Source organism: Bradyrhizobium denitrificans (assembly GCF_013179005.1).
In the GTDB taxonomy this organism is placed as follows: Bacteria; Pseudomonadota; Alphaproteobacteria; order Rhizobiales; family Xanthobacteraceae; genus Bradyrhizobium; species Bradyrhizobium denitrificans.
In genome coordinates, this window is sequence record NZ_JABFDP010000017.1 from 74,047 (window position 1) to 96,924 (window position 22,878).

A 22,878-nucleotide genomic window follows, 5' to 3' on the forward strand; every position below is an offset into this window, starting at 1 on the left:
GACCAACACCAAGACCTTCAAATCGACGCGGCGAATAGACACGCCGGACCTTCATCACTCAATCTTAGGTTTTATCAACTTGACACTCAAACGGTGCCATGGAACGCGGTTCCTCTGCAAAGCTGAACAGTTCAATACACGCATTCAGCGCTTGTGATTCCGACATCGACATCATCTTGTATGCCAACGCGTTCGTTCGCCTATCGCAACGCCCTTGTATCCGCATCAAACTCGCACCCGGCACAGCTCCATAAATAATCAACCGACGGTTGAAGCAACCGTGCTCGCGACTCCGATCGATTGCAGTCTAACGCAGAAGTCATCACCGTTCGATCTTGTCACCGCAAAGCTTCATCTACTAACATTGCATTCAGCAGCGCTGAGCCACATCTACGCTTGAGAAAAATGCGCTTACAGGCAGGAAAACGATGAGTTGCAAATGCGAATCGGCATGTGAACGAATTGTGCGGACCACCTCCTTGAGCGAGCTCTCGAACGTGCTGTCAGAAACCCGTCATGAATATGAGCTCGCACATCTCGTCTACAATGCGCGACACTTGCCCCGGACGGAGGAACCGAATCCGCTCTTGCTGCTCACCTATGACGCCGAATGGGTCCAACGCTACAAGACCCAGGACTACTTCCAGATCGATCCCGTGATCAAACACGGCCTGGCGAGCCTGCTTCCGCTCGACTGGAGCAACCTCGAGAGCGGCGAGGCCGACGTGCGCGCGTTCTTCCGTGAAGCCCGATCGTTCGGCGTCGGCCGCAACGGCATGACCATTCCGATCCGCGGTCCTCATGGAGAGCGCGCGTTGTTTTCGCTGACGAGCAATCTCTCTGCTGGCCAATGGCAGACCACGCGTCTCGCGATGATGCGTGACTTCATGATCATCGCGTATTTCTTTCACGATCAGGCCGTGCGGCTCAGCGGCATGCGCGATCTTCCGGGGATGGGACGCCCGCTATCGCGCCGAGAACGCGAGACGCTTCAGCTGGCGGCCCGCGGCTTCGCACCGAAGCAGATTGCCGCCGACCTGCGCGTTTCCACGACAGCTGTCAGGCTCTATCTGCAGACCGCGCGGACCAAGCTCGAATGCACCACGCTGACGCAGGGGATTGCCAAAGCCATCAGCCTCGATCTCATCCGCGCCTGATCCGCTGCAACGGCGCGACGAGCAGACCTCGGACGCGTGATGTGTCGACCGTTGCCAAAACGAACCGATTCAACCGATTGCTCTTTGGTCCGATCCGGCAACGCGACCCCATCTATCGCCTGGACTTGGTCACGCCTGGACTTAGTCACGACAGGACTCGGTCACGACAGGACTTGGTCAGTATCTGATGATCGAGATTCTCACGAGAGCAGATGAGCCGCGCGTTCCCGCCTGGTTCGATCAAATGTTTCGCGGCCGCGCCAAAGTGTTCCATGAACGCCTCCGATGGCGGGTGGTCGTCAGAGACGGCCGCGAAATGGACCGCTACGATGAGCACGAGCGGACCATCTATCTCATGGCCATCGACACCGCCGGACAGGTGGTCGGCTCGTTGCGCCTGCTCCGCGCTGTCGGCGAAACGATGCTGGACAACGAATTCCGCGATTTCTTCTCACCTCCCATTGTCATTCGGAGCGCGGAGATCCTGGAATGCACCCGGTTTTGCGTTCACGGCGACCAGACGTCATCGAAGCCAAATGCAGTCTCCTCAGAGCTCATGATCGGGCTCTGTGAATTCGCGCTTGCCAACGGCATTCGCGAGATCATCGGGCTGTACACCTCCGGGATGACCCGTATTTATCGCCGTGTCGGCTGGGAGCCCCGTGAGATCGCCGTTGCCAAGCCGGAATTCGGGCGTCTCATACTGGGCACCTGGGCCGTATCGACAGCCGCGCTGCAGACCATGACATTGCGAGCAGGCTCTTCTCGCGAACGGGCTCCCTCCGCGCAATGAGCTCGTTGGCTGCCTCACTCGACCGCCACGACATCTCCGTCCTCCAGCCCGGAGAGAATCTGCACCGATGTCGGCGTCGTCACCCCGAGCCGAACTGAACGCTCCTGCGCTTGTCCTGACGTCGAATCGATCAGCTTCACGGTTGTTGCGCCGGATGGGCCGCGCCGGACGGCCCCGATCGGAACGAACAGCGCTCCCGGCCGAGCATCCAGCTCGATGGTCATGCGCGCGGACATTCCGATCCGGATGTCGTCCTTCTTGGTGTCGTCGATCAGAACACGAACGTTGAACATCGCGGTTTGATTGGCGCTGTCCTGGGTTGCTTCGGAGCTGACGCCCACAACATGTCCTCGCAGGGGAAGACCCGGAAATGCATCGCTGGAAATGGCGACAGATTGGCCGATGCGGATTTGATTGACGTCGATTTCGTCGACCTTGCCGTCCACGATCAGGCTCGACAGGTCGGCGACCGAGAACAGCGTTTGGCCCCGCTGGACGCGTGCGCCGGTTTCGACGGTCTGCGGCACCGCTCCGCTCGCATTGACCGCTGGCGGCTTCACGATCACGCCGGCAACCGGCGCACGGACAATCGTGCCGTCCGCCTGACGCTGAACGTCCGCCAATCTCGCCTTCGCATTTTCTAGCTCGAGTTCGGCGAGACGCCGGGAATCGGCCCCGCCCCGCGCCAGGGTCGCGGTCAGGTCCTGCTCCGCCGTCGCGACGGTGAATGCTTGATTGTCGCGCTCCTGCTCGGCCGCCTCGAACTCGACCCGCGAGACGATCCCGCGGTCGTAGAGTTGCCTGGTGTCGTTTACCTTGCGCTCGAGCCGGGCGAGCACGGTCCGAGCAGCCTCCACGCCTCGCCTGGCGCGCGTCACCTCGGGTCCGGCCTCCCAATGCGTCAACGCGTCGAGCGCAATGGCAGCCTTCAAGGTCGCCGACCTGGCTTCCCGCCCCCGGCTCTGGATGTCCTCCGCATTCATGACAATCAGAACGTCCCGTTCGGCGACGGTGTCACCGAGCGCGACCTTCTTCTCAGCGATCGAACCGTCATAGGGCGCCGTAACGGCGACGCTCCGCGCAGGCGCCACGGTGCCCATGGCCACGAGCTGTCGGGTCGCCGTCCCGGCCGAGACCCGGACCGACCGCAGCGCCGGGGATGGCGGCGCGGTGCTGCCAGCCTTGTTGCCCCAGGGCGCTCCCAGCCATGCGGCAGCGGCGCTCAGGATGAGCAGCGCAGCGCCGGCCATGATCAAGCCGTGCCGGCCCCGAGGCGAGCTCGCGCTTGCGGCGAATGGCCCGGAGCGGGTCCCCGGATCGGCATCGTGCAGCAGCGGAACAGGTCCGGCGATTGGGTCGCGGAGTTCTAGTCCGCGAGATCGATGTGCCATGTCTTCAGCGTCGTTCCGAGGGCCATGTCGAGCGTGGTCAGAGCGTTGAGGTAAGCGATGGCGGAGTTCAGCTGCTGCTGCTCGGCATCGCGAAGATCGGCCTCCAACGCGCGGATCTGAAACGCCGACGACCGGCCGGCCCGGAGCTTTTCGTTCTCGATGGCGAGCGCGCGTTCAGCCAGAGTGCGGGCCTTTCTTGCCACTTCGAGCTGACTCCAGGACATCTCGATATCGGTCACCGCTGAGCGCACCTGAAGCTCGACACCCTGCCGGATCGCGGCGAGTTGCAGTTCGGAGGTTCGCAGTGCGGTCGAGGCCTGTACGGCCGGCTGCTCGCGCTGCAGTCCGGTCAGCGGCATGTTGAACTGCACGCCGATGACCCCATCGGCGATGCGCTGGCTGTCTTTGGCCGCAGCGCTGGTGACTGTTCTGCCGCCGAAGCTGCCGCTGGCGAAAACCGAGAGGTCCCACAGCTTCTGGTTCTCAGCGACGGTGAGACCGAGCCTGTTCTGCTCCACCACACAGAGCTGCCCGAGGAAGTCAGGTCGCTCCGACAACGCGATCCGCATGACGTTGCGCAGATCGGGGCGGAGGCGCTCAGGGCTGGTGCTCTCTCCCGCGATCACCGCAGTCCCCAGATCGATCGACAGCAATTGCAGCAGATTCAACCGCGCGATCTCGATGCTCCTGGCCGCGGCGAGCACGCGGATCTGCTGGTTCTCGACATTGGCCTCGCTCTGGACGATCTCGACCGCCGCCATGCGGCCGGCCTGGATCAGCGACCGATTCACGTCGACGAGCTCGCGGGCGCGCTTCAGCGAATTCTGCGCCAATTGCCAGCTTTCCTGCGCCTGCAGCAGACTGCGGTATGCAAGAATGACCTGCCCGATCGTGTTCGAGATCGTCCGCTTGAGATTGAGCCGATTGATCCGTTCGGTCAGGCGCGCGATTCCGAGCGGCGCCATGGTGACCTCGGTGCCTCCGCCGCGCAGCAGAGGCTGGCTGATCGTCACGTCGGCGGTCGATCGTCGCGTCTGGGTCCCCGCGACGTCGGTGAAGGAGGTGTTCCATGCGAAGCCGAGAGTCGCGCCGGTCGGCAGCAAGATACTGGCCCCAGGCGAGACTTGAACGGTGCTGGTGCCGATCGCACCGATCGACTGGCGTACCGCCGATCCGGACACGCCCAATTGCGGTGAGAAACGATCCTCAGCGACGCGAAGATCGAATTTCTGCGCGATCCTGTCGATATAGGCGCTCCTGATGGCGCGGTTGTCGCGCAGTCCGAGAAAGACGGCGTCGGCGAGCGTCAGCGTGGCGCCCTTGATCGGACTGTCCTGCTCATCGGCGGCGCGCTTTTGCGGCATCGGAGGTGGACGGCTGGACCGATGCGCCTGGGCTCCCGCCCCCTCGGCCGGCGCCGCCTGACACCAGGCGCTGACGGTCACGCCCAGAACCAGCGCGCGGAGTCCAAGCCGGGCAAAGCCATGCGGCGCGCGCCGGCTGCGGGGATGGCGGAACGGCGCGGCTGGCGGCCTGAGCACCATGTCATTCCGCTCGCAACGCATCGATGGGATTGAGGTTGGCGGCTCTGACGGCCGGATAAAGACCGAAGAACAGCCCGACACAGACGCTCATCCCGACGCCGAGAGGCAGGGCGGCCCATGCCGGGCTGAATGTCCAGCCGCTGATCTTTGCGAAGGCAAATCCGACGGCCGAGCCGATGATCGTCCCCACGACGGCGCCGATCGCCGACAACAGCATCGACTCGGTCAGGAACATCACCACGATGTCCTGCTGCCTGGCGCCGATCGCGATCCTGACGCCGATTTCGCGCCGCCGCTCCATGACACTCATCAGCATCACGTTCATGACTCCGACGCCTCCGACGATCAAAGAGACGGCGCCAATCGCAAGCAGCAGCAGGCTGTAGATCCGCACCTGCTCGTCGACACTGGCAATCAGTTGCCGCGCGGTCTGGATCTGCAGCGCGCCGCCCTGCGGCACTTGCTGCCGAAAGGCCGCAGCGATCGCCGAACTCGCGACAGCACCGTCGACCCCTGCCGAAAACTTCGCAGCAATGCGCGAGATCGAAACGGCCGACGCCGACACCAAGCGCCGCGCAGCCATCAGCGGAATGACGACGGACCGGCTCAGATCGAGATTGAGGACGAAGTTCTGTTCCGTCGGCTCAAGAACACCGACGACCGTCATGATCTGATCCTGAATCCTGATCTGATCTCCCGGACCGGGCTCCTGCCCTGTCGCAGCTCGCACCTCCCGGGCAATACCAGCTCCAAGAACCACGAACGGCGCAAATCCATCGAGGTCCGAGATCGCACGCCCGCGCGCAAAGTCCGCCTTTGCCAGTTCGAACAACTGATCATTGGATGCGATAAGGGTCGCACCAATGCGTTGGCGCCCGACATGAAGCGTCGTCCCGGCGCTGACGATCGGAGCTGCGCTCGCGATTCCGAAAGACGGCTGCAACAGCATGTGGACGAAGCTCTCCGGAATGGCCGGGAGCCGGGTTGTCGTTCCCACCGCGACGATGCTCAACCGGTCAATTCCCAGGGATTGGAAACGACGCATCGACTCGACGCGTGCCGTGTGCCCAATGTGAAGCATCGCAATCACCGCGGCGGTCCCGATTGCGATTCCAATCAGTGCCAGCAGCGCTCGGCCTCTGAGGAGATGCACGTCGGCGATCGCCTCTCTGATGAGCTCCAGCAGCAGCGGAGACGTCGATACCTCGGTCCCCTCAACAGGGTCCTGCATCGCGCAGCTCATCGCGATTGTCGTCGACGACGCGACCGTCACTCACGACGATTCGACGCGGACAGCGCGCGGCCACCGTCGGATCGTGCGTCACCAGAATGATCGTGGTCCCGTGATTCCTGTTGAGATCGAGAAACAGATTCATGATGCTCTCGGATGTCGCTGTATCGAGGCTCCCGGTCGGCTCATCGGCCAAAATGACGGCCGGTTGCCCTGCCAACGCGCGCGCGATGGCGACGCGCTGGCACTGCCCTCCAGACATCTGGTTCGGGCGGTGGTCGATCCGGTCTTGGAGACCCACCCGCGCCAGAGCGGATCTCGCAATGTCCCGGCGCGCAGGTCGTGACACGCCGCGGTACAGCAGGGGGAGCGCGACATTTTCAAGCGCCGAAAGCCCCGGGAGCAAATTGAACGATTGGAAGACGAAGCCAATCAGCCGATTGCGCAGCCTGGCCTGCTCGTCCGCACCGAGGCGGTCCACCCTGAGGCCGGTAATTTCGATCCGACCCGCGTCCGGTCGATCCAGCAACCCGATCAGGCTCATCAAGGTGCTCTTGCCGGAGCCGGACGCCCCCTTGATCGCGCACAATTCAGATCGGCAGACCACCAGAGAGACGTCCTGAAGAACCGGCAGCGCACCATGCCTGCTCGGATAGGTCTTCGAGACGCCGAAGACGGCAAGTATAGGCCGCTCTATCACGGGGCAGCCTCCGAACCCTCGTCGTTACGGGAGGCCATATCACCGGCGGGCGCGCGTCCGCACAATCTTGCGTTTTCTTAGCTTGACAAGTAGTTCGGCTCGCCCCGCGCGCCTCACAATGCGGCCAACCTTTTGCCGGGGAGGCCTCGCCCTCCCCGGACCTGGCATCACGTCTTGGGCAGCTTCGGCATGTTCTCGACGAAACCATTGAAGCAGGCCAGCCGCTCGTCCTCCTCCTTGGTGAACTTGCAGTCGGCCACCGTCTTCGCCTTCATCGCCTTCGGCTTGGCGGCCGGCGGGATCACGGCGTCATAGCAGTTCAACCGCTCTTTGGTTCCGTCGTCGATCTCCAGGCACGCCTGGAGCTTCACTGCGGCCGATTGCGGCTTGGCCGGCGCGGCGGCCGCGGTCTTCGCACCTTTCGGCTTGACCTGCACCAGCGGGCGATCACCGACCATCGGCGCGTTCTGGGCCAGCGCAGAGGTGCAAAACAGCGCTGCGGCAAGGCTCAATATCGTCTTTTTCATGCCATGTCTCTTTCATCCAAACCGTGGGCGCGCGAGATCGACCCGGTCGAGATGATCCGCCTCCTCTGGCGCCATCTCCGCCCCACAGCCTCCCACCACAGCGGCTTTAATCCGGTCCGACCGGTTTTGCCAAGCGCCAAGCCGCTGATCGCGGGGGACTTCAGGCCAGGACGGCAACGGGCAGCCGCGGCCGGCTGGCCAGGATGGCGAGCAGCGCCAGCATTGCGAAGCCCATCGCGGCATAGCCGGTGGCATCGAGCCAACCGCGCGCGAACAGGCTGCCGCCGAGCGCGGAACCGATCGCCTGGCCGATATAGAGCACGGAGGTGTTGAGCGAGACAGAGGCTGACGCCAGCGGCGGGGCCGCCGCCACGAGGCGGACCTGCTGCATGGAATTGGTGGACGCAAAGCCCAGGCCCCAGATCGCCACGGCAACCGCCATGAGGGAATAGGATCCCGCGCCGAGGGTCCAGACCGCGATTCCAGCAAACAGGAGACAACTGAACAGGAGCGACGTCCGATAGGCTCCCCAGCCGTCGACGATCCGGGTGGCAATGACGACACCGAGGAAGCCGCAGGCCCCGTAGATCGCGAACACCAGCCCGACCTGGTTGGCATCGGCACCGGTCAGCCTGTTCAACAGCGGTCCCATGAAGGTGAAGATGACGAACTGTCCTGACATCTGCAGCGTCGTGATCAGAAGCAGCAGCACGACCATGCGGTTGCGGGCGAGCTCGGTCCAGGTCTTGAGCGCGACAGGCGCGCCTTTCAAGCCCGATGGCAGGCGCCATGTCAGCAGCAGCAGGCTGATCGCGCCGGCCGCCCCCACCGCGAGGTAGGCCGCCCGCCAGCCGGAATGGCTGCCGATGAAGGTGATCAGCGGCAGTCCGACGGCGGCCGCCAGCGACCAGCCGAGAAACACATAAGCGATGGTGCTGCCGCGTGTCTCCACCGGGCTGATCAAGGCTGCGGTGCCCGCGGCCTGCGGCGTATACAGCGCGCCGACCGCCAACATCAGCAACCGCAGTGCGAGCAGACCTGCATAGTCCGGCACGAATGCAGACCCGAGATTGCCCAGGGTCAGCACGAGCAGGGTCGCCGCCAGCAGCTGGCGGCGATCGAAGCGGCTGGTGAGCCACGCCGTCAAAGGCGAACAGATGCAGAGCACCACCGCCCCGAAGGTGATCAGCAGGCCCGCGGTGTGAATGCCGATCCCGAGACCGGCGGCGAGTTCGGGCAACATGCCGGCGGGCGCGAGGACCGAACAGCCGGTGACGATGTTGCCGAGCATCAGTGCCGTCGGGGCGAAGCGGGGGGAAGTCTGATGGGACGTCATCGCACTTCAATAGCAGAAAATTTCATGCACCTGCATGAAATTGTTTCATGGCGGCCATGACATTCTCTTCGATCGCACTCATGGCGCCGGCTGAGCCGCCGCCTGTGGGGACGAGCCTTGCGTCCGGGGAACCGCCGCCCCGGGCGGTTGAGCGACCGCTTTTGACGGCGGACAGGTGTCCGCCAGCCGCTTCAGCGCGCTCTGCAGCCCGTCGCTGGCAACAGGGAACGGCCCGAGCTTGGGACGCGCAGCATTCGCTCCGGCATCGCCGAACTCGACCAGCGGCGCCGCGGCCAACGCCCTGATCTGACCAGCGTTCAGGAAGACGCCCCAGGTTTCGCGGTCGCCGGACCGTCGCGGCGGCCACAGGAAGTTGAGCTTGGCATTGCCGCTCGCCAAGACCAGGCCGGCACCGCCAAGTCCGGTGGGCGCGTTGCGCTCGACATCCAGCTCGAAGCGATCCTGGTCGAAGCAGACCAGCTGCAGCCGCATGGTACGGAACGAGGTCTCGCCGTCCTGGCGCGAAAGAATGGTCTTGTAGACAATGCCCCGGGCAGCGGCCTCGAACATCCAGGAGCTTTCCACACGGTCGCGGCGATCGAGCGCAAACCGCGCGATCTCCTCCCGGGTCAGGATGCGCATGCCCTCGAACGGCACCGATCGCGCCACCGTCAGCAGACCCGGGTCCGCGCCGAGCCGAGCCATGTACCCGAGCACCATCTTGTCGGAGCGCTCCATCGCCCGCTGCATGGCCTGCGCCCTGAGCTCGCGGCTCGGCACCCCGCCGGTGAAGTTCAGGATGACCCGTGGCGAATGCACCGCGAGCGTGACGTCCGGAGCAATCTCGCGCGAGGACGCGCCGAGGATGAGGTAGGGACAGGCCGAGTTGCAGATCGCGCCGCGGGTCCAGACATCGCCGTGCAGCTCGCGCCCGGATTGCTTGAGCCTGGTGCAAGCCTCACCCTCCTGCGGCTCAAGGCCACACTCTTGCAGGGTGGTGCGGCCCACCCGGACGGAGGCCTTCTTCTCACGCAGAATGTTGCCGATTGCGAGCGCCTGCTCGAGATTGCCGCCTGGGGAGTTGAAGTAGATCGGCAGCTTACGGTCGCCGATCTGCTTCATGAACTTGCGGAAACGCGCCGCGGCGCTGTTGTCGATCTTGCCTTCGGCTGCGATCCAGCTGTCGCAGCCCGGTCCGCAGGCGTCAGGCGCGCCTTTGACGAGAGCAAAGGAAATCGCCGCGGCCCCATCCCCGCTCGGACGCGCGGGCGCCCCCGGTCGAGACGCCGGCTTGGCCTGCATTGCTGGCTTGGCCTGATCGGCCGGCTTCGCCTGGGACGCAGGTCTGACCTGGACGGCTGATCTGGCCGGCGCTGCGGGTCTGCCCGTCGGCGCGACCGCCGCCTGCAGCGATGCGCCCGGCACCATCAGCGCGATCAGCACGGCTGCAACCCGAATGCGGCCCCGCCGGAAGAAAACAGACAGCGGCGCCTCCCCTGCAGACACCATCGCCAACGCGTCCCCATATCCCAAACACTTGAAGTTGTATCATACCAGCCCGCCGCGACAATCTCCGCAGCGGCCCGCCGGGTCGGATCGACCGGTTTTCCCGCCCTGCCCCGGGTTGCAGCCTCCGAATCCCCTGCTATACCGCTTGCTCCCGCTTACCTGCGCTCGTTCGCAGGAGTGAGCTCAAGGAGAGAGACATGCCTGACTCGAAATCCCCCGATTCGAAATCCGACCATTCCAAATCCGGCTTCCAGTACAGCCTCAGCAATCTGAAGCCCGCCGCCCCGGTCGAGAAGATCACGATCGCCTTCCCCGACGGGGCCAAGCGCGAATATCCGCGGGGCACCACCGGCCTCGATATTGCCAAGGGCATCTCGCCCTCGCTCGCCAAGCGCACCGTCGCGATGGCGCTGAACGGCGACCTCGCCGACCTCAACGACCCCATCACCGAGGATGCCAAGCTCGAGCTCGTCGACCGCGACGATCCGCGCGCGTTGGAATTGATCCGGCACGATTGCGCGCATGTGCTCGCCGAGGCCGTGCAGTCGCTGTGGCCGGGAACCCAGGTGACGATCGGCCCTGTCATCGAGAACGGGTTCTATTACGACTTCTTCCGCAACGAGCCGTTCACCCCCGAGGATTTCGCCGCGATCGAGAAAAAGATGCGCGAGATCATCGGCCGCGACAAGCCCTTCACCAAGGAGGTGTGGGATCGCGAGAAGACCAAGCAGGTGTTCCGCGACAAGGGCGAGGCGTTCAAGGTCGAGCTGGTCGACGCCATTCCGGGCGACGAGCCGATCAAGATCTACTCCCAGGGCGACTGGTTCGATCTGTGCCGCGGCCCGCACATGACCTCGACGGGGAAGATCGGCAACGCCTTCAAGCTGATGAAGGTGGCGGGCGCGTATTGGCGCGGCGATTCCAACAATCCGATGCTGACCCGCATCTACGGCACCGCCTTCGCCAGGCAGGAGCAGCTCGACGCCTACCTCAAGCAGATCGAGGAGGCGGAGAAGCGCGACCACCGCAAGCTCGGCCGCGAGCTCGATCTGTTCCATTTCCAGGAGGAAGGTCCGGGCGTCGTGTTCTGGCACCCCAAGGGCTGGAGCATCTTCCAGGCGCTGATCGCCTATATGCGGCGGCGCCTCGCCGGCGAGTATGACGAGGTGAATGCGCCGCAGATCCTCGACAAGTCGCTGTGGGAGACCTCCGGTCACTGGAACTGGTACCGCGAGAACATGTTCGCGGCGCAGTCCGCCGGCGACGAGGCCGAGGACAAGCGCTGGTTTGCGCTGAAGCCGATGAACTGCCCGGGTCACGTGCAGATCTTCAAGCATGGGCTGAAGAGCTATCGCGATCTGCCGCTGCGGCTCGCCGAATTCGGCGTCGTGCACCGCTACGAGGCCTCCGGCGCGATGCACGGCTTGATGCGCGTGCGCGGCTTCACCCAGGACGACGCGCACATCTTCTGCACCGAGGATCAGCTCGCCGAGGAATGCCTGAAGATCAACGATCTCATTCTCTCGACCTATTCCGATTTCGGCTTCGAGGGCGAGTTGACGGTGAAGCTGTCGACCCGGCCGGAGAAGCGCGTCGGCACCGACGAGATGTGGGATCATGCCGAGCGCGTGATGGCCACCGTGCTGAACGAGATCAAGGCGCAGCGCAACAACATCCGCACCGAGATCAACCCGGGCGAAGGCGCGTTCTACGGGCCGAAGTTCGAATATGTGCTGCGCGACGCCATCGGCCGCGACTGGCAGTGCGGCACCACGCAGGTCGACTTCAACCTGCCCGAACGGTTCGGCGCCTTCTACATCGACGCCGACGGCGCCAAGAAGGCGCCGGTCATGGTGCATCGCGCGATCTGCGGTTCGATGGAGCGCTTCATCGGCATCCTGATCGAGCACTATGCCGGCAGCTTCCCGCTGTGGCTGGCGCCGACCCAGGTCGTTGTCACCACCATCACCTCGGAAGGCGACGAATACGCCAAGCAGGTGCTGGCGGCGTTGCGCCGGGCGGGGCTGCGGGCGGAGATCGATCTGCGCAACGAGAAGATCAACTACAAGGTCCGCGAGCACTCGCTGCAGAAGATCCCGGCTCTGCTCGTCGTCGGCAAGAAGGAGGCCGAGACACATTCGGTCTCCGTCCGCCGGCTCGGCCGCGACGGCCAGACCGTGATGCCGACGGCGGACGCGATCGCCGCCTTGGTCGACGAGGCGACGCCGCCGGACGTCCAGCGCCGCCAGCGCGAGGCGGCGTGAGGCCTGAATGGCCGCACGAGGCGTAGCCCGCATGAGCGCCCGCCGAAGCCCAACAGGCTTCGGCGCAAGCGACATGCGGGTTCTCTGCCAGGGCCCGTGAGACCCGGGCGGCCGGGCGACGCCTGCTACGCCGACAGGCTGGCCGCAGCATCCGCCCCACGCCCTTCCCTGCCCGCCGCCTGCAGCGCGATCTCGGCGCATTCTGCCATGTAGATAAACATCGTTGCCATCATGTGCGCGAGCGCCTCGCGTCCGCGCGGCAGGATGGTGATGGCGTCCATCGCGGCGCCGCCACGTCTGAGAAGTCCATTGGCCTCGGCTTCGCGCAGCAGCGTCAGCACGTGCTTGCGCGACACCGAAAACTGCTTCGCGAGAGCGTTGATGGACAACGGCACGGCGTCCACAGGCGGAAACGGCCGGTCCGCGGCGCCGGCCAAAGCCAGGCCGAACAGAATGACCATGCCGGCCGTGCGCTCGGCAAACGGCTCCAGCTCTGGCGCGCCGTCGAGCAAGCGAAGCCCGGCGATGAAGCGTTGGCCGAGCTCGCGCACGAAGGTCCTGACGAAGCTGGAATCGCGCAAGGCCGCCCGATAGGCGACAGCAGCCGGGATGACGGCGCTCATGGCGTCGAACTGCCCGCCCCAGCGCTCACGATGCAGCGCCATCAGCCTCTCGGTCGGCACCAGCGGCCGCCGCCGTCGATCCTGACGCGGGGCCGCCGCCACGAGACCGACGGCACGCATCAGCGCCAGCATCGCCTCGCAGCGGCCGGGGCTGCATAGATCGAGCCGCACGCACATGTCCTTCATGGCGCCGACGGTCAGTCCGCGCTCGCCCTCACGCGGCCCGGCATAGTGCAGGTACAGCACGATATGGGGAAACAGCGCCCGCGCCCGGTCGCTCAACAGCGCATTGAGGATACGATCGCCGCGGTACAGGTTGACAGCCGCGGCGGCCGAGGCCCGCATCGCATCGGGAAAGCCAGGCTGGCTGCAAAGACGGAGCACGGCGTCAGGTGACAGTGTCAGCGGGGTCATTCCTACGGCAAATCCGGGCGCTTGCCGGCCAGGGCCGGACGGTGTCGTCATCGTTTTACCGATCAGCCCGATGGTCCACAATCGCGGCGGGGTTGGCTGGCGCGGACGGCTGACCGCCGACCGGCAGTGCCGGCGCAAAGCCGAGAACCGATCAAAACGCCGTGCCGCGGTCTCGTTGCCGGCCCTGGCCCATGCTATCTCTGCCCCGAAACGCAACAGAGACCCACCGACGTGCCCGACGCGATTGAACTCCTCAAGACCCGCCGCTCCGTGAAGCCACGCGAGATGAGCGGTCCCGGCCCCTCGCCCGCCGAGCTCGACACCATCCTGACCATCGGCGCCCGCGTGCCGGACCATGGCAAGCTCGCGCCCTGGCGCTTCATCGTGTTCGAGGGCGACGGCCGCCGCCGCGCCGGCGAGGTGATCGCATCGGTGTTCGCCAAGACGCACCCGCAGGCGACCGCCGCCGAGCTCGAGGTCGAGAAGAACCGCTTCATGGAGGCGCCGCTGGTGATCGGCCTCGTCAGCTTCACCAAGCCGCATCCGAAGGTGCCGGCCTATGAGCAGGAGCTCTCGGCTGGCGCCAGCGCGATGAACATCCTGACCGCGGCGACCGCGCTCGGCTATGGCGGCTGCTGGCTGTCCGGCTGGTTCATGTTCGACCGCGACGTGCTCGACGGCTTCGGCTTGAAGCCGGAGGAGAAGCTCGCCGGCCTCATTCATATCGGCAAGCCGACCAAGCCGAGCGAGGACCGCCCGCGCCCGGCGCTCGCGGACATCGTGACGCGGTTCTGACGGCGACAAGCTCCGCTGTCGTCCCCCCGCGAACACAGGGACCTATGACCACCGGCGGCCTCGGCGACAGACGCTCGTTCGGCACCGCCGGTCGCCACTTGACCCTGTGGTTACGGATCCCGGATCGGCGCGCGCCTGCAGCGCATTTGTCGGAGACGACAGGGAACGTGTGGCCGACAGCGTTGATCTATCATCCTCCCATCACGCCGCCTTCGATGATCGTGCGCCGAACCGCGCCAACAGGCCTGCAATCTCCGCGGCAGGCCTGGCAGCGCTGAACAGATAGCCCTGCACCTGATTGCAGCCTTCGGCGCGCAGCCAGTCGAGCTGCTCTGATGTCTCGACGCCTTCGGCCGTGGTGATGATGTTCAGGCTGCGGCCCAGGCCGGAAATGGCGCGGACGATCGCCAGGCAGTCGGAGCGTTGCGCTAGGTCCTTCACGAAGGAACGGTCGATCTTGATCTTGTCGAACGGGAAGCTTCTGAGATAGCTGAGGCTGGAATAGCCGGTGCCGAAATCGTCCATCGATATGCGGACGCCGAGCTGACGCAGCTGATGCAAGGTCGCCAGATTGGCATCGGTCTCGGCGAGCAGGATCGACTCCGTGATTTCCAGCTCGAGCCGCTCCGGGGCGAGGCTGGATTGCGCCAGCGCCTGCATCACGACCTGCACCAGGTTGCGGCTGCGGAACTGCACCGCCGACAGGTTCACCGCGACCTTGATGCCATCGGGCCATGTCGCCGCCTCGTGGCAGGCCTCGCGCAACACCCACTCGCCGAGCGGCACGATCAGCCCGATGTCCTCGGCAACAGGAATGAACTCCGCCGGCGAGATCATGCCCTTGTCCGGATGGCGCCAGCGCAGCAGGCATTCGAATCCGCTGATGATGTTGCTGGCGACATCGATGAGCGGCTGGTAGTGCAGCTCGAACTCGGCTTGCGCAAAGGCGCGGCGCAGATCGTGCTCCATGTCGCGCCGCTTCTGCGCCTGCAGATCCATCTCCCGCTCGAAAAAGCGGTGCACGCGGCCGCCGTGCTGTTTGGCGCGGTACAGCGCCATGTCGGCATTCTTCATCAGCTCTTCGCAGCTCGTGCCGTCGAGCGGAGACAATGCGATGCCGATCGAGGCCCCGATGACGAGCTCGTTGCCGTCGATGTCATAGGGCGCGCTGAGCACCGAGATCAGGCGGGCCGCGAACTCGCCGGACTCATCAGCGCCGTCCTGGCTGACGATCGCGGCGAACTCGTCGCCGCCGAGCCGCGCCGCCAGATTGCCGCCGTGCATCTGCTGCTTGAGGCGGCCGGCGACCGCCTGCAGCAGACGATCGCCCATCGGATGGCCGAACGAGTCGTTGACGGTCTTGAACAGGTCGAGGTCGATGCACAATACGGCGAGTGGCCTCGCCCCTGACGCGGCTTCATCGAGCTCCTGCGCCAGGCGCTGCTGGAAAAACTCCCGGTTCGGCAGGCCGGTGAGACCGTCATGATGCGCCATATAGGCAATCCGCGCCTCGGCGCGACGGCGCTCGGTAATGTCGACGATGGCCATCAGCACGCCGTCGCGGCCGTCGTAATTGATCTCGCGTCCGTAGGTCAGGACCTCGATCTCGCTTCCATCGGCTTTGCAGTGGCGGCAGTCGCGGTGAAACAGATCGCCATCGGCCAGCCGCGTCAATGCATCGTCGACCGCGCCCCACTCGCCCGGCGGCCACAGATCCCACACGTTCATGCACAGGAGATCCGCGCGGCTGTAACCATAATGCCGGAGCATCGCATCGTTGACGTTGAGGATCTGCGCAGTCTTCCCGTCGAGGATGCACATCGGCATCGGATTGGCGTCGAACAGCAGCCGGAACGAGGCCTCACGCCGTTTGAGCGCGGTCACGTCGGCAATGGTCATCGAGACGATGTCACCGAACGCATGGACGCCAAGCCGGAGATTGCGGTCGTCGCTGTCGAGCTCGAACTGGTCACTTCCACCATGCGCCACGACCTCGAACAGCCGCGCCATCACGTCCGGGCCGCACAGCACATGGCCGCCCTGCTTCAGGCGGTGCCATTGCAGGTCGCTCGACGGCAGCCTGAGCAGCTCGGCCGCCGCGCGATTGTGATGCACAACCTGGAAATCGCGCGGCGCACCGGCGCTGTCGCGGATGGTCGCAAGCGAGATCACCCCGTCGTCCGTCGTCGAGAAGATCGCATCGAGCAGATTATATTGCGCGGAGCGCTCGTTGATATAGGTCCCCACCAGCGTGCTGCCCCAGCGCGAGCTGGTCGGCAGCGCCAGCACATCATAGGTGCGAACCATGCCATCGCGCACGCAATGCGCCGTCGCCGCATGCGGCTGCCGGCTCGACAGCGCGGAGCTCGCCGCCTCCGTCAGCACCGTGGCGCAATCCGGCGACACGGCTGCGACGGCGATGTCCCATCGCTCGTCCTGCAGCCAATGCTGGACATAACGGCCGCTGCGCGAGATCTCCAGCACGCCACCGTCATTCTTCAACACCGCGATGTGATCGGCGAGACGACCGAGGCTGCCGAGCATCACGTCCTCATAGCGCGGCAATGTCTGGCCCGGCTTCAACGCCGCCTGCCATTTGCGCTTGAGCACCGGGATATCGTCGAAGAGATCGTTGCTGATCTTTTCTGACATCGTCTTGGCGGCACTCATTGCATTCCTCACGTCTTCAGTACGATCCGCCCTGCAGACGGTTCCTGCGTACCCATGCGTCGAGTGCGTCTAATGAGTTGTAAAGGCGGGGTGCGTTCTGCAGGCCACGCGCAACTATGACAGTTTTAAGTGTTTCCATGGTTAGTGCGCGTTAGCGACTATGACGACACGACGCACTACGCCCCCCGAACTCAGGCGGCTCGCTCCTGACCTATGGCGAGGCCTATGTCGCGTTTGTGCGGGCCAACCCCGCGCTCTACAGGCTGATGTTCGGCGAGGGCTTCCCGGCCGTCTCGCAGCACAGCCCAGCGATCCGAGCGCTGCGGACGCGCGGCTACGAGATCATGAAGGTAAGCCTCGCATCCCGGCTGCCCGCTGCCGAGCTGCCGATTGCGGGATTGTTTCTGTGGGCGCTCGTGCATGGACTCGGATTGCTTCTCGTTGACGGCCAGATCGTCCGCGGTGACGATCGGAATGACGTCATCCGCCGGGTTCTGACGCTGGCAGGAACGGGCCTGATGCAGGGCCAAGGACGTGTCGATGGACCTCCAGCCCGGCCGCCGTCGCGCCCTAAGCCGAAGCCGAAAGCACAGCCGGTTCGCTGAGCGACAACGGTGACCGTGGTCTCGCGCGAGAGAGAGCGCGCGAGACGGCGGCGCCGCGCTGTCGCTGATCCCGGCGCCCGCGCGCTCCTGATATTTTCGTTTGGCAAGGTCCGGCCGGCGGTGTTAGCCTGACGATTGTGACGGCCATGTCGCACATCTCTTTTCATGTTACGTCTTTTCACGTCACGAAGACCATTATTGTGAGCGGTCCAGGTGGATACAGGTCCGGCGGACGGCCGGCTCATTGCAGTCATTGAATCGATCTATGACGCGGCATCGGATCCGCTGCGCTGGCCACAGGCGCTGAAGGCAATCGCCGACCAGTTCGGCGATGCCGGCGCCCTGCTGATGTGGCGCCGAGCCGACAATTCCTACGCCACGATCGTGTCACCTGATCTCGTCGAGGCTCAGCGGGACTACGAAGCCAACGGCTGGATGATGCGCGACACGGGCGCGTTGCGGGCCACCGAGCGCGGCTATTTTTTCAGCGGACATCCCTACGCGACCCGCCACCTTTGCTCGGAGCAGGAAATCGACACCGATTCGTTCTTCGTGCAGTTCAGGATCAGGCATGGTCTCGGCCCCTTTGCCGGCGTGGCGGTGTCGCCCGATGCCGAGATCGGCGTGCTGCTCAGCCTGCAAGGCAAGGTGGGCCGGCGCGACTATTCGGATGCGGAGCTCGATTTGCTCAGCCGCATCGGACAGCATGTCGAGAAATCACTTCGCCTCACCATCCGGCTGATCGATGCGGAGCTTGCCAAGTTCGGGCTCGGCGATGCGCTGGCGCGGCTCGGCATCGGCGTGTTCGTGCTCGATTCCCTGGGCCGCGTCGTGTTCTGCAATCCTGCCGGACAGGCTCTGCTGGGGGGCGACCTGCAGATCGCGCGCGATCGGCTGCGCATCCGAACCGGAGCGTCAGGCGCGGCGATCGACGACATGATCGCCCTTGCCGCGCGCGACGATCACCGTCATGTCGTTGCCGACCCCAAGCCGATCCTTGTCAGTTCCGGCACGACGAGCCGGCTCGTCGTGTATCTGTTGCCGATCTCGCCGCAAGCGAGCCCGGCCCAGATGTTGTTCTCCGATGCGCGCACCATGGTGCTCGCGATCCAGCAGAAGCTCGATGAGCCGGCGGATCCGGCCGTCATCCGCGACGTCCTCGGATTGACGCTGGGCGAGGCCCGGGTCGCCGCCCTGGTCGGCGCCGGACTGCCGCCGAGGGATGCCGCCAACCGGCTGGGCATCGCCGAAGACACGGCGCGCAACGTGCTCAAGCGGGTGTTCCAGAAGGTCGGCATTTCCCGGCAGAGCGAGCTGGTGGGTCTGCTGGCAAGGCTGGTGCTGCGCTAGAGCATGATCCGGAAAAGTGGAAACCGGTTTTCCGAGAAGATCATGCGCAAGGAAAGTTCATCGGCAAGACGTTCGTGCCGAAGGCAGGTCATGCCAGAGGGTCGAGAGCGACCTCGACGAGCAGCGTCAGCCCGGTGGCATCGCGCGCGATCCTCAGCCCGCACAGGTCGAAGCCGGCTTCTGCGACCAGCCGCGCGATGTCGGCCTCGGACCTGTGGATCAGGTGCCAGTTCGCAATCGCCTCCATCCAGCACCGGAACGGGTTGCCTTCGGCGATATTGGTGAACAGAACCGATCCCCTGAAGGTGAGCAGGCGCTCCCGGATGTCCTTGAGCAGCACGACGATCATGCGATCGTCCAGATAGTCGAACAACCCGCCGCACACGACGCGTTCGAACGGGCCGTCGTCCTGAGCCTTGCGCAGCCCCCTGCGGACGTCTGCGCAGATGGTGCGAACGTCGCAATATCGCCGGAGCCGATCCTCGGCGAGCAGCAACGCGTCCTGATCCAGGTCGAGGAGCACGATGTGCGACCGTTCGAACCGATGCGGGCCAAGGTTGAAATCAGCGCCGCCGCCGCAGCCCAGCGCAAGGATGTTGGCCGGCGTGACGGCGCTCATCCGCTGATACTGCCACCAGATCTTGTTGCGGTGCTGTTGGCCGATCACAGTGTTCAGCGCATACCAATCGATCCAACTGCGGGGGTCGGCGCCGGTGGGAAGCTCGGCTCCTTGGACGAGAAGCTCTATGGTCTCGAAATCGCCAGGATAGCCCCGCGGCCATTCGCGCAGGCGGCGCACGAAGGGCGATGCGGCCTGCAGCCTGATCGCAGCCTGCAGCACGTCCTGGATGTCGCGCGATCGCCACAGCTCCCGCGGATGCCGCGCCAGCGCGGCGCAGAGCGCGTGCATGTGTGACACGGTGCCGTGCATCGCCTCCGCCGGATTCGTCGGCATCGACGCGAAAAACCGGCAGAACGCGGCAACCTCGCGCTCCAGATCCGAAAGGTCCAGCCTGTCCAAGATATCGCTCTTCCCAGCCCACCGACGAGCTTGAGCAGTGCCACCGCCGGCGTGATCCGGCATGACCCAAATGGGCTAAGAGCGCGACGGGATGAGCGGCTCTGCGGGCTACGGCACCTGCGCGCTCAGCGCGCCAGGACCTCGACTTCGCCGTCGACGCCGTTGACGACGCTGAAGGAGCGCTCGAACACCTTGCCTTCGTTCTTGGCGATGGCGCGGTAGTCGCCTTCGGACAGCACGACCTTCGGGAAGGCGCCGATCGATTCCTTGATCACGTCGCCGCCGGGGTTGATGACCGACCAGGCGGTATTGGCGAGCGCCTCGCCGCCTTTGTCGGAGACGAGCTTCAAGGTGATCACGGCGGCGCGGTGGGTGACGGTGACGTCCGTCAGCTTGCTGGCCTGGACGCGAATGTCGGAGCGCACCACCGAGTTGGCGTCGCCATAATTGGAGACGATGTAGTAGGTGCCCTCGGGCAGCATCAGCACGTCGCCGGCCGCGACGTTGGGAACGATCGGCGCCCGCTCGCGGCCGTCGAACTGGCTGCCCTTGTAGATGGCGAAGGAGATCTGGTTCGGCGGGATCTTGCTGGTTCCCACCCGCCCTTCGAGCCGCAATCCGCCGGCCGGCAGCACGAACGACTCGCGATCGGTTTCCGCCTTCAGGTTCACCGCCCTGACGGCGCTGACGAGACCGAGGGCGACATGAACGACGTAATTGCCGGGCGGCAGCACGATATTGGGCGTCGCGCCACGATCCTCGCGCAGCATCTTGAAGGCGCCGCTCTCGTCCGGCCGGTCGGCGAAGACGCGCCAGACGAGACCGCCATTGATGTTCGGCAGATCCTTGCCGTAGCGCGCCGACAGCGACAAGACGCCCTGGTTGGGCGCCGCCGGCGGCGGGGCTGCGACCGGCGGCGGTCCAGCCGGCGCGCCCGGTGGAATCGCGGCGACCGGCGGCCCCGGCAAGGCCTGCGGCACGGCTGGTGGAGGCGCGACAGGACCGGCACCGGGGCCAGAAGGCGGCGCCAGATTGATCGCCGGCCCGGGGTCGGGCACCGACGCGGGCGGAACCGGCGGCGGCCGATCACTGAACAGCTGGGCTGCGGCGGGCGATATCGCAAGGCCGGTGAGCGGGCACGACAAGGCGAGCACCAGCCAAAGCCGCCCGCTGCGCCGGAATCTGGAGAACCCGCGACCTGTCGTCATCATCCTGCTTTTGACCGAAAACGCGGCAAATTCAAGCCTCTACTGAGCGCACCCGGAGACCCCCCGCCGCGCATCCCCGCTCGCGCCTGTTGTCAGCTTGCGCGGCCGCTCATTGCGGCAACATCAAATCGGCGGCATCTCGTAGCGCCGTCAACCGGTATAAAACGTGCTTCTGGTAGGATTGGGTTGAGACTCGGTGACGATGTGCCGCGGGCCGGTTCCTCGTCCCCGAATGGCGTATGCGTGGAGATGACCGTGCTGGACATGTTGATGGGACGCCGCCAGAGCGGAGCAGAGGAGAACAATGTCGGTCTTGGCACGATTCGCAAGCCGGTGATCGGCCTCGCCCTTGGCGGCGGCGCAGCCCGCGGCTTCGCCCATATCGGGGTGATCCGGACTCTGATGGCGCATGGCATCGTGCCCGATGTCGTCGTCGGAACCTCCATCGGTGCCGTGGTCGGCGGGGCCTATGCGGCCGGCCAGCTCGACACGCTCGAGGAATGGGCGCGCAGCCTGCAGATGCGCAACGTGCTCGGCTATCTCGACATCCGTCTCAACGGCTCCGGCCTGATCGGCGGCGAGAAGCTCGCCGCCCAGCTCGAGGCGTCGCTCGGGCGGGTCGCCATCGAAGAACTGCCCATGAAGGTCGCCACGGTCGCGACCGAGATTCGCACCGGACATGAGATCTGGCTGACCCATGGCAGCCTGGTGGACGCGATGCGCGCCTCCTATGCCCTGCCCGGCATCTTTGCGCCGGTGCTGATCGGCGACCGCTGGCTGGTCGACGGCGCCATGGTCAATCCGGTGCCGGTGTCGGCCGCGCGCGCGCTCGGCGCCGAGATCGTGATCGCCGCCAACCTGTCGAGCGACGTGTTCACGCATTCGACCACGATCTATTCGCATGGCCAGCCGGTCGAGGTGCCGGAGACAGTGATGGAGAGCGCGCCGCCGCGGCGCCGCTTCGGCAAGCTGTTCTCGCCCGAGCGCGCGGTGAAGCGGCAGTTCTTCGGCGGCGGCGGCCGGCCGGGCATCTCCTCGGTGATGGTGGACGCCTTCAACATCATGCAGGACCGCATCACCCGTGCCCGCCTCGCCGGCGACCCGCCGGACCTGTTGATCTCGCCACGCGTCGGCCAGATCGGCTGGTTCGATTTTCATCGCGCAGCCGATCTGATCGCGTTCGGCACCAGGGCGGCCGAACGTGCGCTGGATTCGATCCAGGAGGCGATCGGCCAGCCGACCGGAGCCGCAGCGCCGACCACCGGCAGCGGGGCTACGCCGTCTTGATGTACTGACGCAGCGCTTCCTGCTCGGCCTCATATTCCTGGACGCGCCATTTCACGACGTCGCCGATCGAGATCAGCCCGACCACCAGTCCGCCGTCGATGACCGGCAGATGGCGGAACTTGCCGGTGGTCATCGTCTCCATGATCGACGCAACCGTGTCGGCCGGCCGGCAGCTGACGACGCGGCGCGTCATCACGCCGGATACGGGCTCGGTGAGAACCGCGGCACCGCGCTCGCCGAGCGAGCGCACAATGTCGCGCTCGGAGAGGATGCCCTCCATCCGCGAGCCCGACATCACCAACACCGCGCCGATCTTGCGGTCGGCGAGCAGCTTGGCGGCGTCGGCAAGTGTGGTCTGGGGCTCGACGCTCTCGACCTGATGGCCCTTGATGTCGAGGATCGCACGTACTGTCATTGCTCGTCTCCTTGGAAGGCCGGTGCGCCCTTCTCATC

The 22,878-nt window shown here is 65.2% G+C and carries 19 protein-coding genes; 7 read left to right on the plus strand and 12 right to left on the minus strand.

Translation table 11 applies throughout. The features are described from left to right. Positions 1 to 479: 479 nt before the first annotated feature. Both HL671_RS19685 and HL671_RS19690 read left to right on the plus strand, forming a co-directional pair. A complete protein-coding gene (locus HL671_RS19685; RefSeq protein ID WP_246579696.1) occupies positions 480 to 1,157 on the plus strand; it encodes a helix-turn-helix transcriptional regulator in 678 nt (225 codons plus the stop codon). Between the two features lie 187 nt (positions 1,158 to 1,344). Beyond that, on the plus strand, positions 1,345 to 1,950 hold the full coding sequence (locus HL671_RS19690) for an acyl-homoserine-lactone synthase (protein WP_172237711.1): 606 nt from the start codon (positions 1,345 to 1,347) through the stop codon (positions 1,948 to 1,950). Positions 1,951 to 1,964: 14 nt separating this feature from the next. Here HL671_RS19690 and HL671_RS19695 read toward each other — a convergent pair whose 3' ends face one another. The 7 genes from HL671_RS19695 to HL671_RS19725 form a co-directional block, all read right to left on the minus strand. Next, positions 1,965 to 3,200, minus strand: a complete 1,236-nt coding sequence (locus tag HL671_RS19695) for an efflux RND transporter periplasmic adaptor subunit (RefSeq protein WP_172237714.1) — start codon at positions 3,198 to 3,200, stop codon at positions 1,965 to 1,967. Positions 3,201 to 3,316: 116 nt separating this feature from the next. Continuing rightward, positions 3,317 to 4,885 carry a TolC family protein gene (locus tag HL671_RS19700; protein ID WP_172237717.1) on the minus strand — a complete coding sequence of 523 codons (1,569 nt, stop codon included), beginning with the start codon at positions 4,883 to 4,885 and terminating at the stop codon, positions 3,317 to 3,319. A 1-nt stretch (position 4,886) separates the two neighbouring features. Then, positions 4,887 to 6,128: an ABC transporter permease gene (locus HL671_RS19705; protein WP_210263978.1), complete on the minus strand. Its 1,242-nt coding sequence runs from the start codon at positions 6,126 to 6,128 to the stop codon at positions 4,887 to 4,889. Beyond that, a complete protein-coding gene (locus tag HL671_RS19710) occupies positions 6,100 to 6,816 on the minus strand; it encodes an ABC transporter ATP-binding protein (RefSeq protein ID WP_012045159.1) in 717 nt (238 codons plus the stop codon). Before HL671_RS19710 ends, HL671_RS19705 begins: the two co-directional genes overlap by 29 nt. 167 nt (positions 6,817 to 6,983) lie before the next feature. Next, complete coding sequence (locus tag HL671_RS19715) at positions 6,984 to 7,343, minus strand: hypothetical protein (protein WP_012045160.1); 360 nt, start codon at positions 7,341 to 7,343, stop codon at positions 6,984 to 6,986. A gap of 160 nt (positions 7,344 to 7,503) precedes the next feature. After that, complete coding sequence (locus HL671_RS19720; protein ID WP_172237723.1) at positions 7,504 to 8,679, minus strand: MFS transporter; 1,176 nt, start codon at positions 8,677 to 8,679, stop codon at positions 7,504 to 7,506. 78 nt (positions 8,680 to 8,757) lie between these two features. Continuing rightward, on the minus strand, positions 8,758 to 9,981 hold the full coding sequence (locus tag HL671_RS19725; protein WP_172238040.1) for a COG3904 family protein: 1,224 nt from the start codon (positions 9,979 to 9,981) through the stop codon (positions 8,758 to 8,760). Positions 9,982 to 10,385: 404 nt separating this feature from the next. Here HL671_RS19725 and thrS point away from each other — a divergent pair, with 404 nt between their 5' ends. Continuing rightward, positions 10,386 to 12,452 carry a threonine--tRNA ligase gene (gene thrS / locus HL671_RS19730; protein ID WP_172237726.1) on the plus strand — a complete coding sequence of 689 codons (2,067 nt, stop codon included), beginning with the start codon at positions 10,386 to 10,388 and terminating at the stop codon, positions 12,450 to 12,452. Between the two features lie 125 nt (positions 12,453 to 12,577). On the opposite strand, the gene HL671_RS19735 is transcribed toward thrS, so the two are convergent. After that, complete coding sequence (locus HL671_RS19735) at positions 12,578 to 13,489, minus strand: hypothetical protein (RefSeq protein ID WP_172237729.1); 912 nt, start codon at positions 13,487 to 13,489, stop codon at positions 12,578 to 12,580. 231 nt (positions 13,490 to 13,720) lie between these two features. On the opposite strand from HL671_RS19735, the gene HL671_RS19740 reads away from it, so the two are divergent. Next, positions 13,721 to 14,284 carry a nitroreductase family protein gene (locus tag HL671_RS19740; protein WP_012045165.1) on the plus strand — a complete coding sequence of 188 codons (564 nt, stop codon included), beginning with the start codon at positions 13,721 to 13,723 and terminating at the stop codon, positions 14,282 to 14,284. Positions 14,285 to 14,485: 201 nt separating this feature from the next. Here HL671_RS19740 and HL671_RS19745 read toward each other — a convergent pair whose 3' ends face one another. After that, complete coding sequence (locus HL671_RS19745) at positions 14,486 to 16,954, minus strand: putative bifunctional diguanylate cyclase/phosphodiesterase (RefSeq protein ID WP_172237732.1); 2,469 nt, start codon at positions 16,952 to 16,954, stop codon at positions 14,486 to 14,488. Positions 16,955 to 17,220: 266 nt separating this feature from the next. On the opposite strand from HL671_RS19745, the gene HL671_RS19750 reads away from it, so the two are divergent. Together HL671_RS19750 and HL671_RS19755 are read left to right on the plus strand one after the other, a co-directional pair. Then, positions 17,221 to 17,559: a hypothetical protein gene (locus tag HL671_RS19750; protein WP_012045167.1), complete on the plus strand. Its 339-nt coding sequence runs from the start codon at positions 17,221 to 17,223 to the stop codon at positions 17,557 to 17,559. Positions 17,560 to 17,772: 213 nt separating this feature from the next. Next, positions 17,773 to 18,909, plus strand: a complete 1,137-nt coding sequence (locus HL671_RS19755) for a helix-turn-helix transcriptional regulator (protein ID WP_172237735.1) — start codon at positions 17,773 to 17,775, stop codon at positions 18,907 to 18,909. A gap of 88 nt (positions 18,910 to 18,997) precedes the next feature. Here HL671_RS19755 and HL671_RS19760 read toward each other — a convergent pair whose 3' ends face one another. Both HL671_RS19760 and HL671_RS19765 read right to left on the minus strand, forming a co-directional pair. After that, positions 18,998 to 19,993 carry a methyltransferase domain-containing protein gene (locus HL671_RS19760; RefSeq protein WP_172237738.1) on the minus strand — a complete coding sequence of 332 codons (996 nt, stop codon included), beginning with the start codon at positions 19,991 to 19,993 and terminating at the stop codon, positions 18,998 to 19,000. Between the two features lie 62 nt (positions 19,994 to 20,055). Then, entirely contained in the window at positions 20,056 to 21,141 is a 1,086-nt protein-coding gene (locus tag HL671_RS19765; RefSeq protein ID WP_041750865.1) for a hypothetical protein, read from the minus strand. Positions 21,142 to 21,393: 252 nt separating this feature from the next. On the opposite strand from HL671_RS19765, the gene HL671_RS19770 reads away from it, so the two are divergent. Beyond that, positions 21,394 to 22,425 carry a patatin-like phospholipase family protein gene (locus HL671_RS19770; RefSeq protein WP_012045171.1) on the plus strand — a complete coding sequence of 344 codons (1,032 nt, stop codon included), beginning with the start codon at positions 21,394 to 21,396 and terminating at the stop codon, positions 22,423 to 22,425. Here HL671_RS19770 and HL671_RS19775 read toward each other — a convergent pair. Continuing rightward, complete coding sequence (locus HL671_RS19775) at positions 22,412 to 22,840, minus strand: CBS domain-containing protein (protein WP_012045172.1); 429 nt, start codon at positions 22,838 to 22,840, stop codon at positions 22,412 to 22,414. The genes HL671_RS19770 and HL671_RS19775 overlap by 14 nt on opposite strands. Between the last annotated feature and the right edge of the window lie 38 nt (positions 22,841 to 22,878).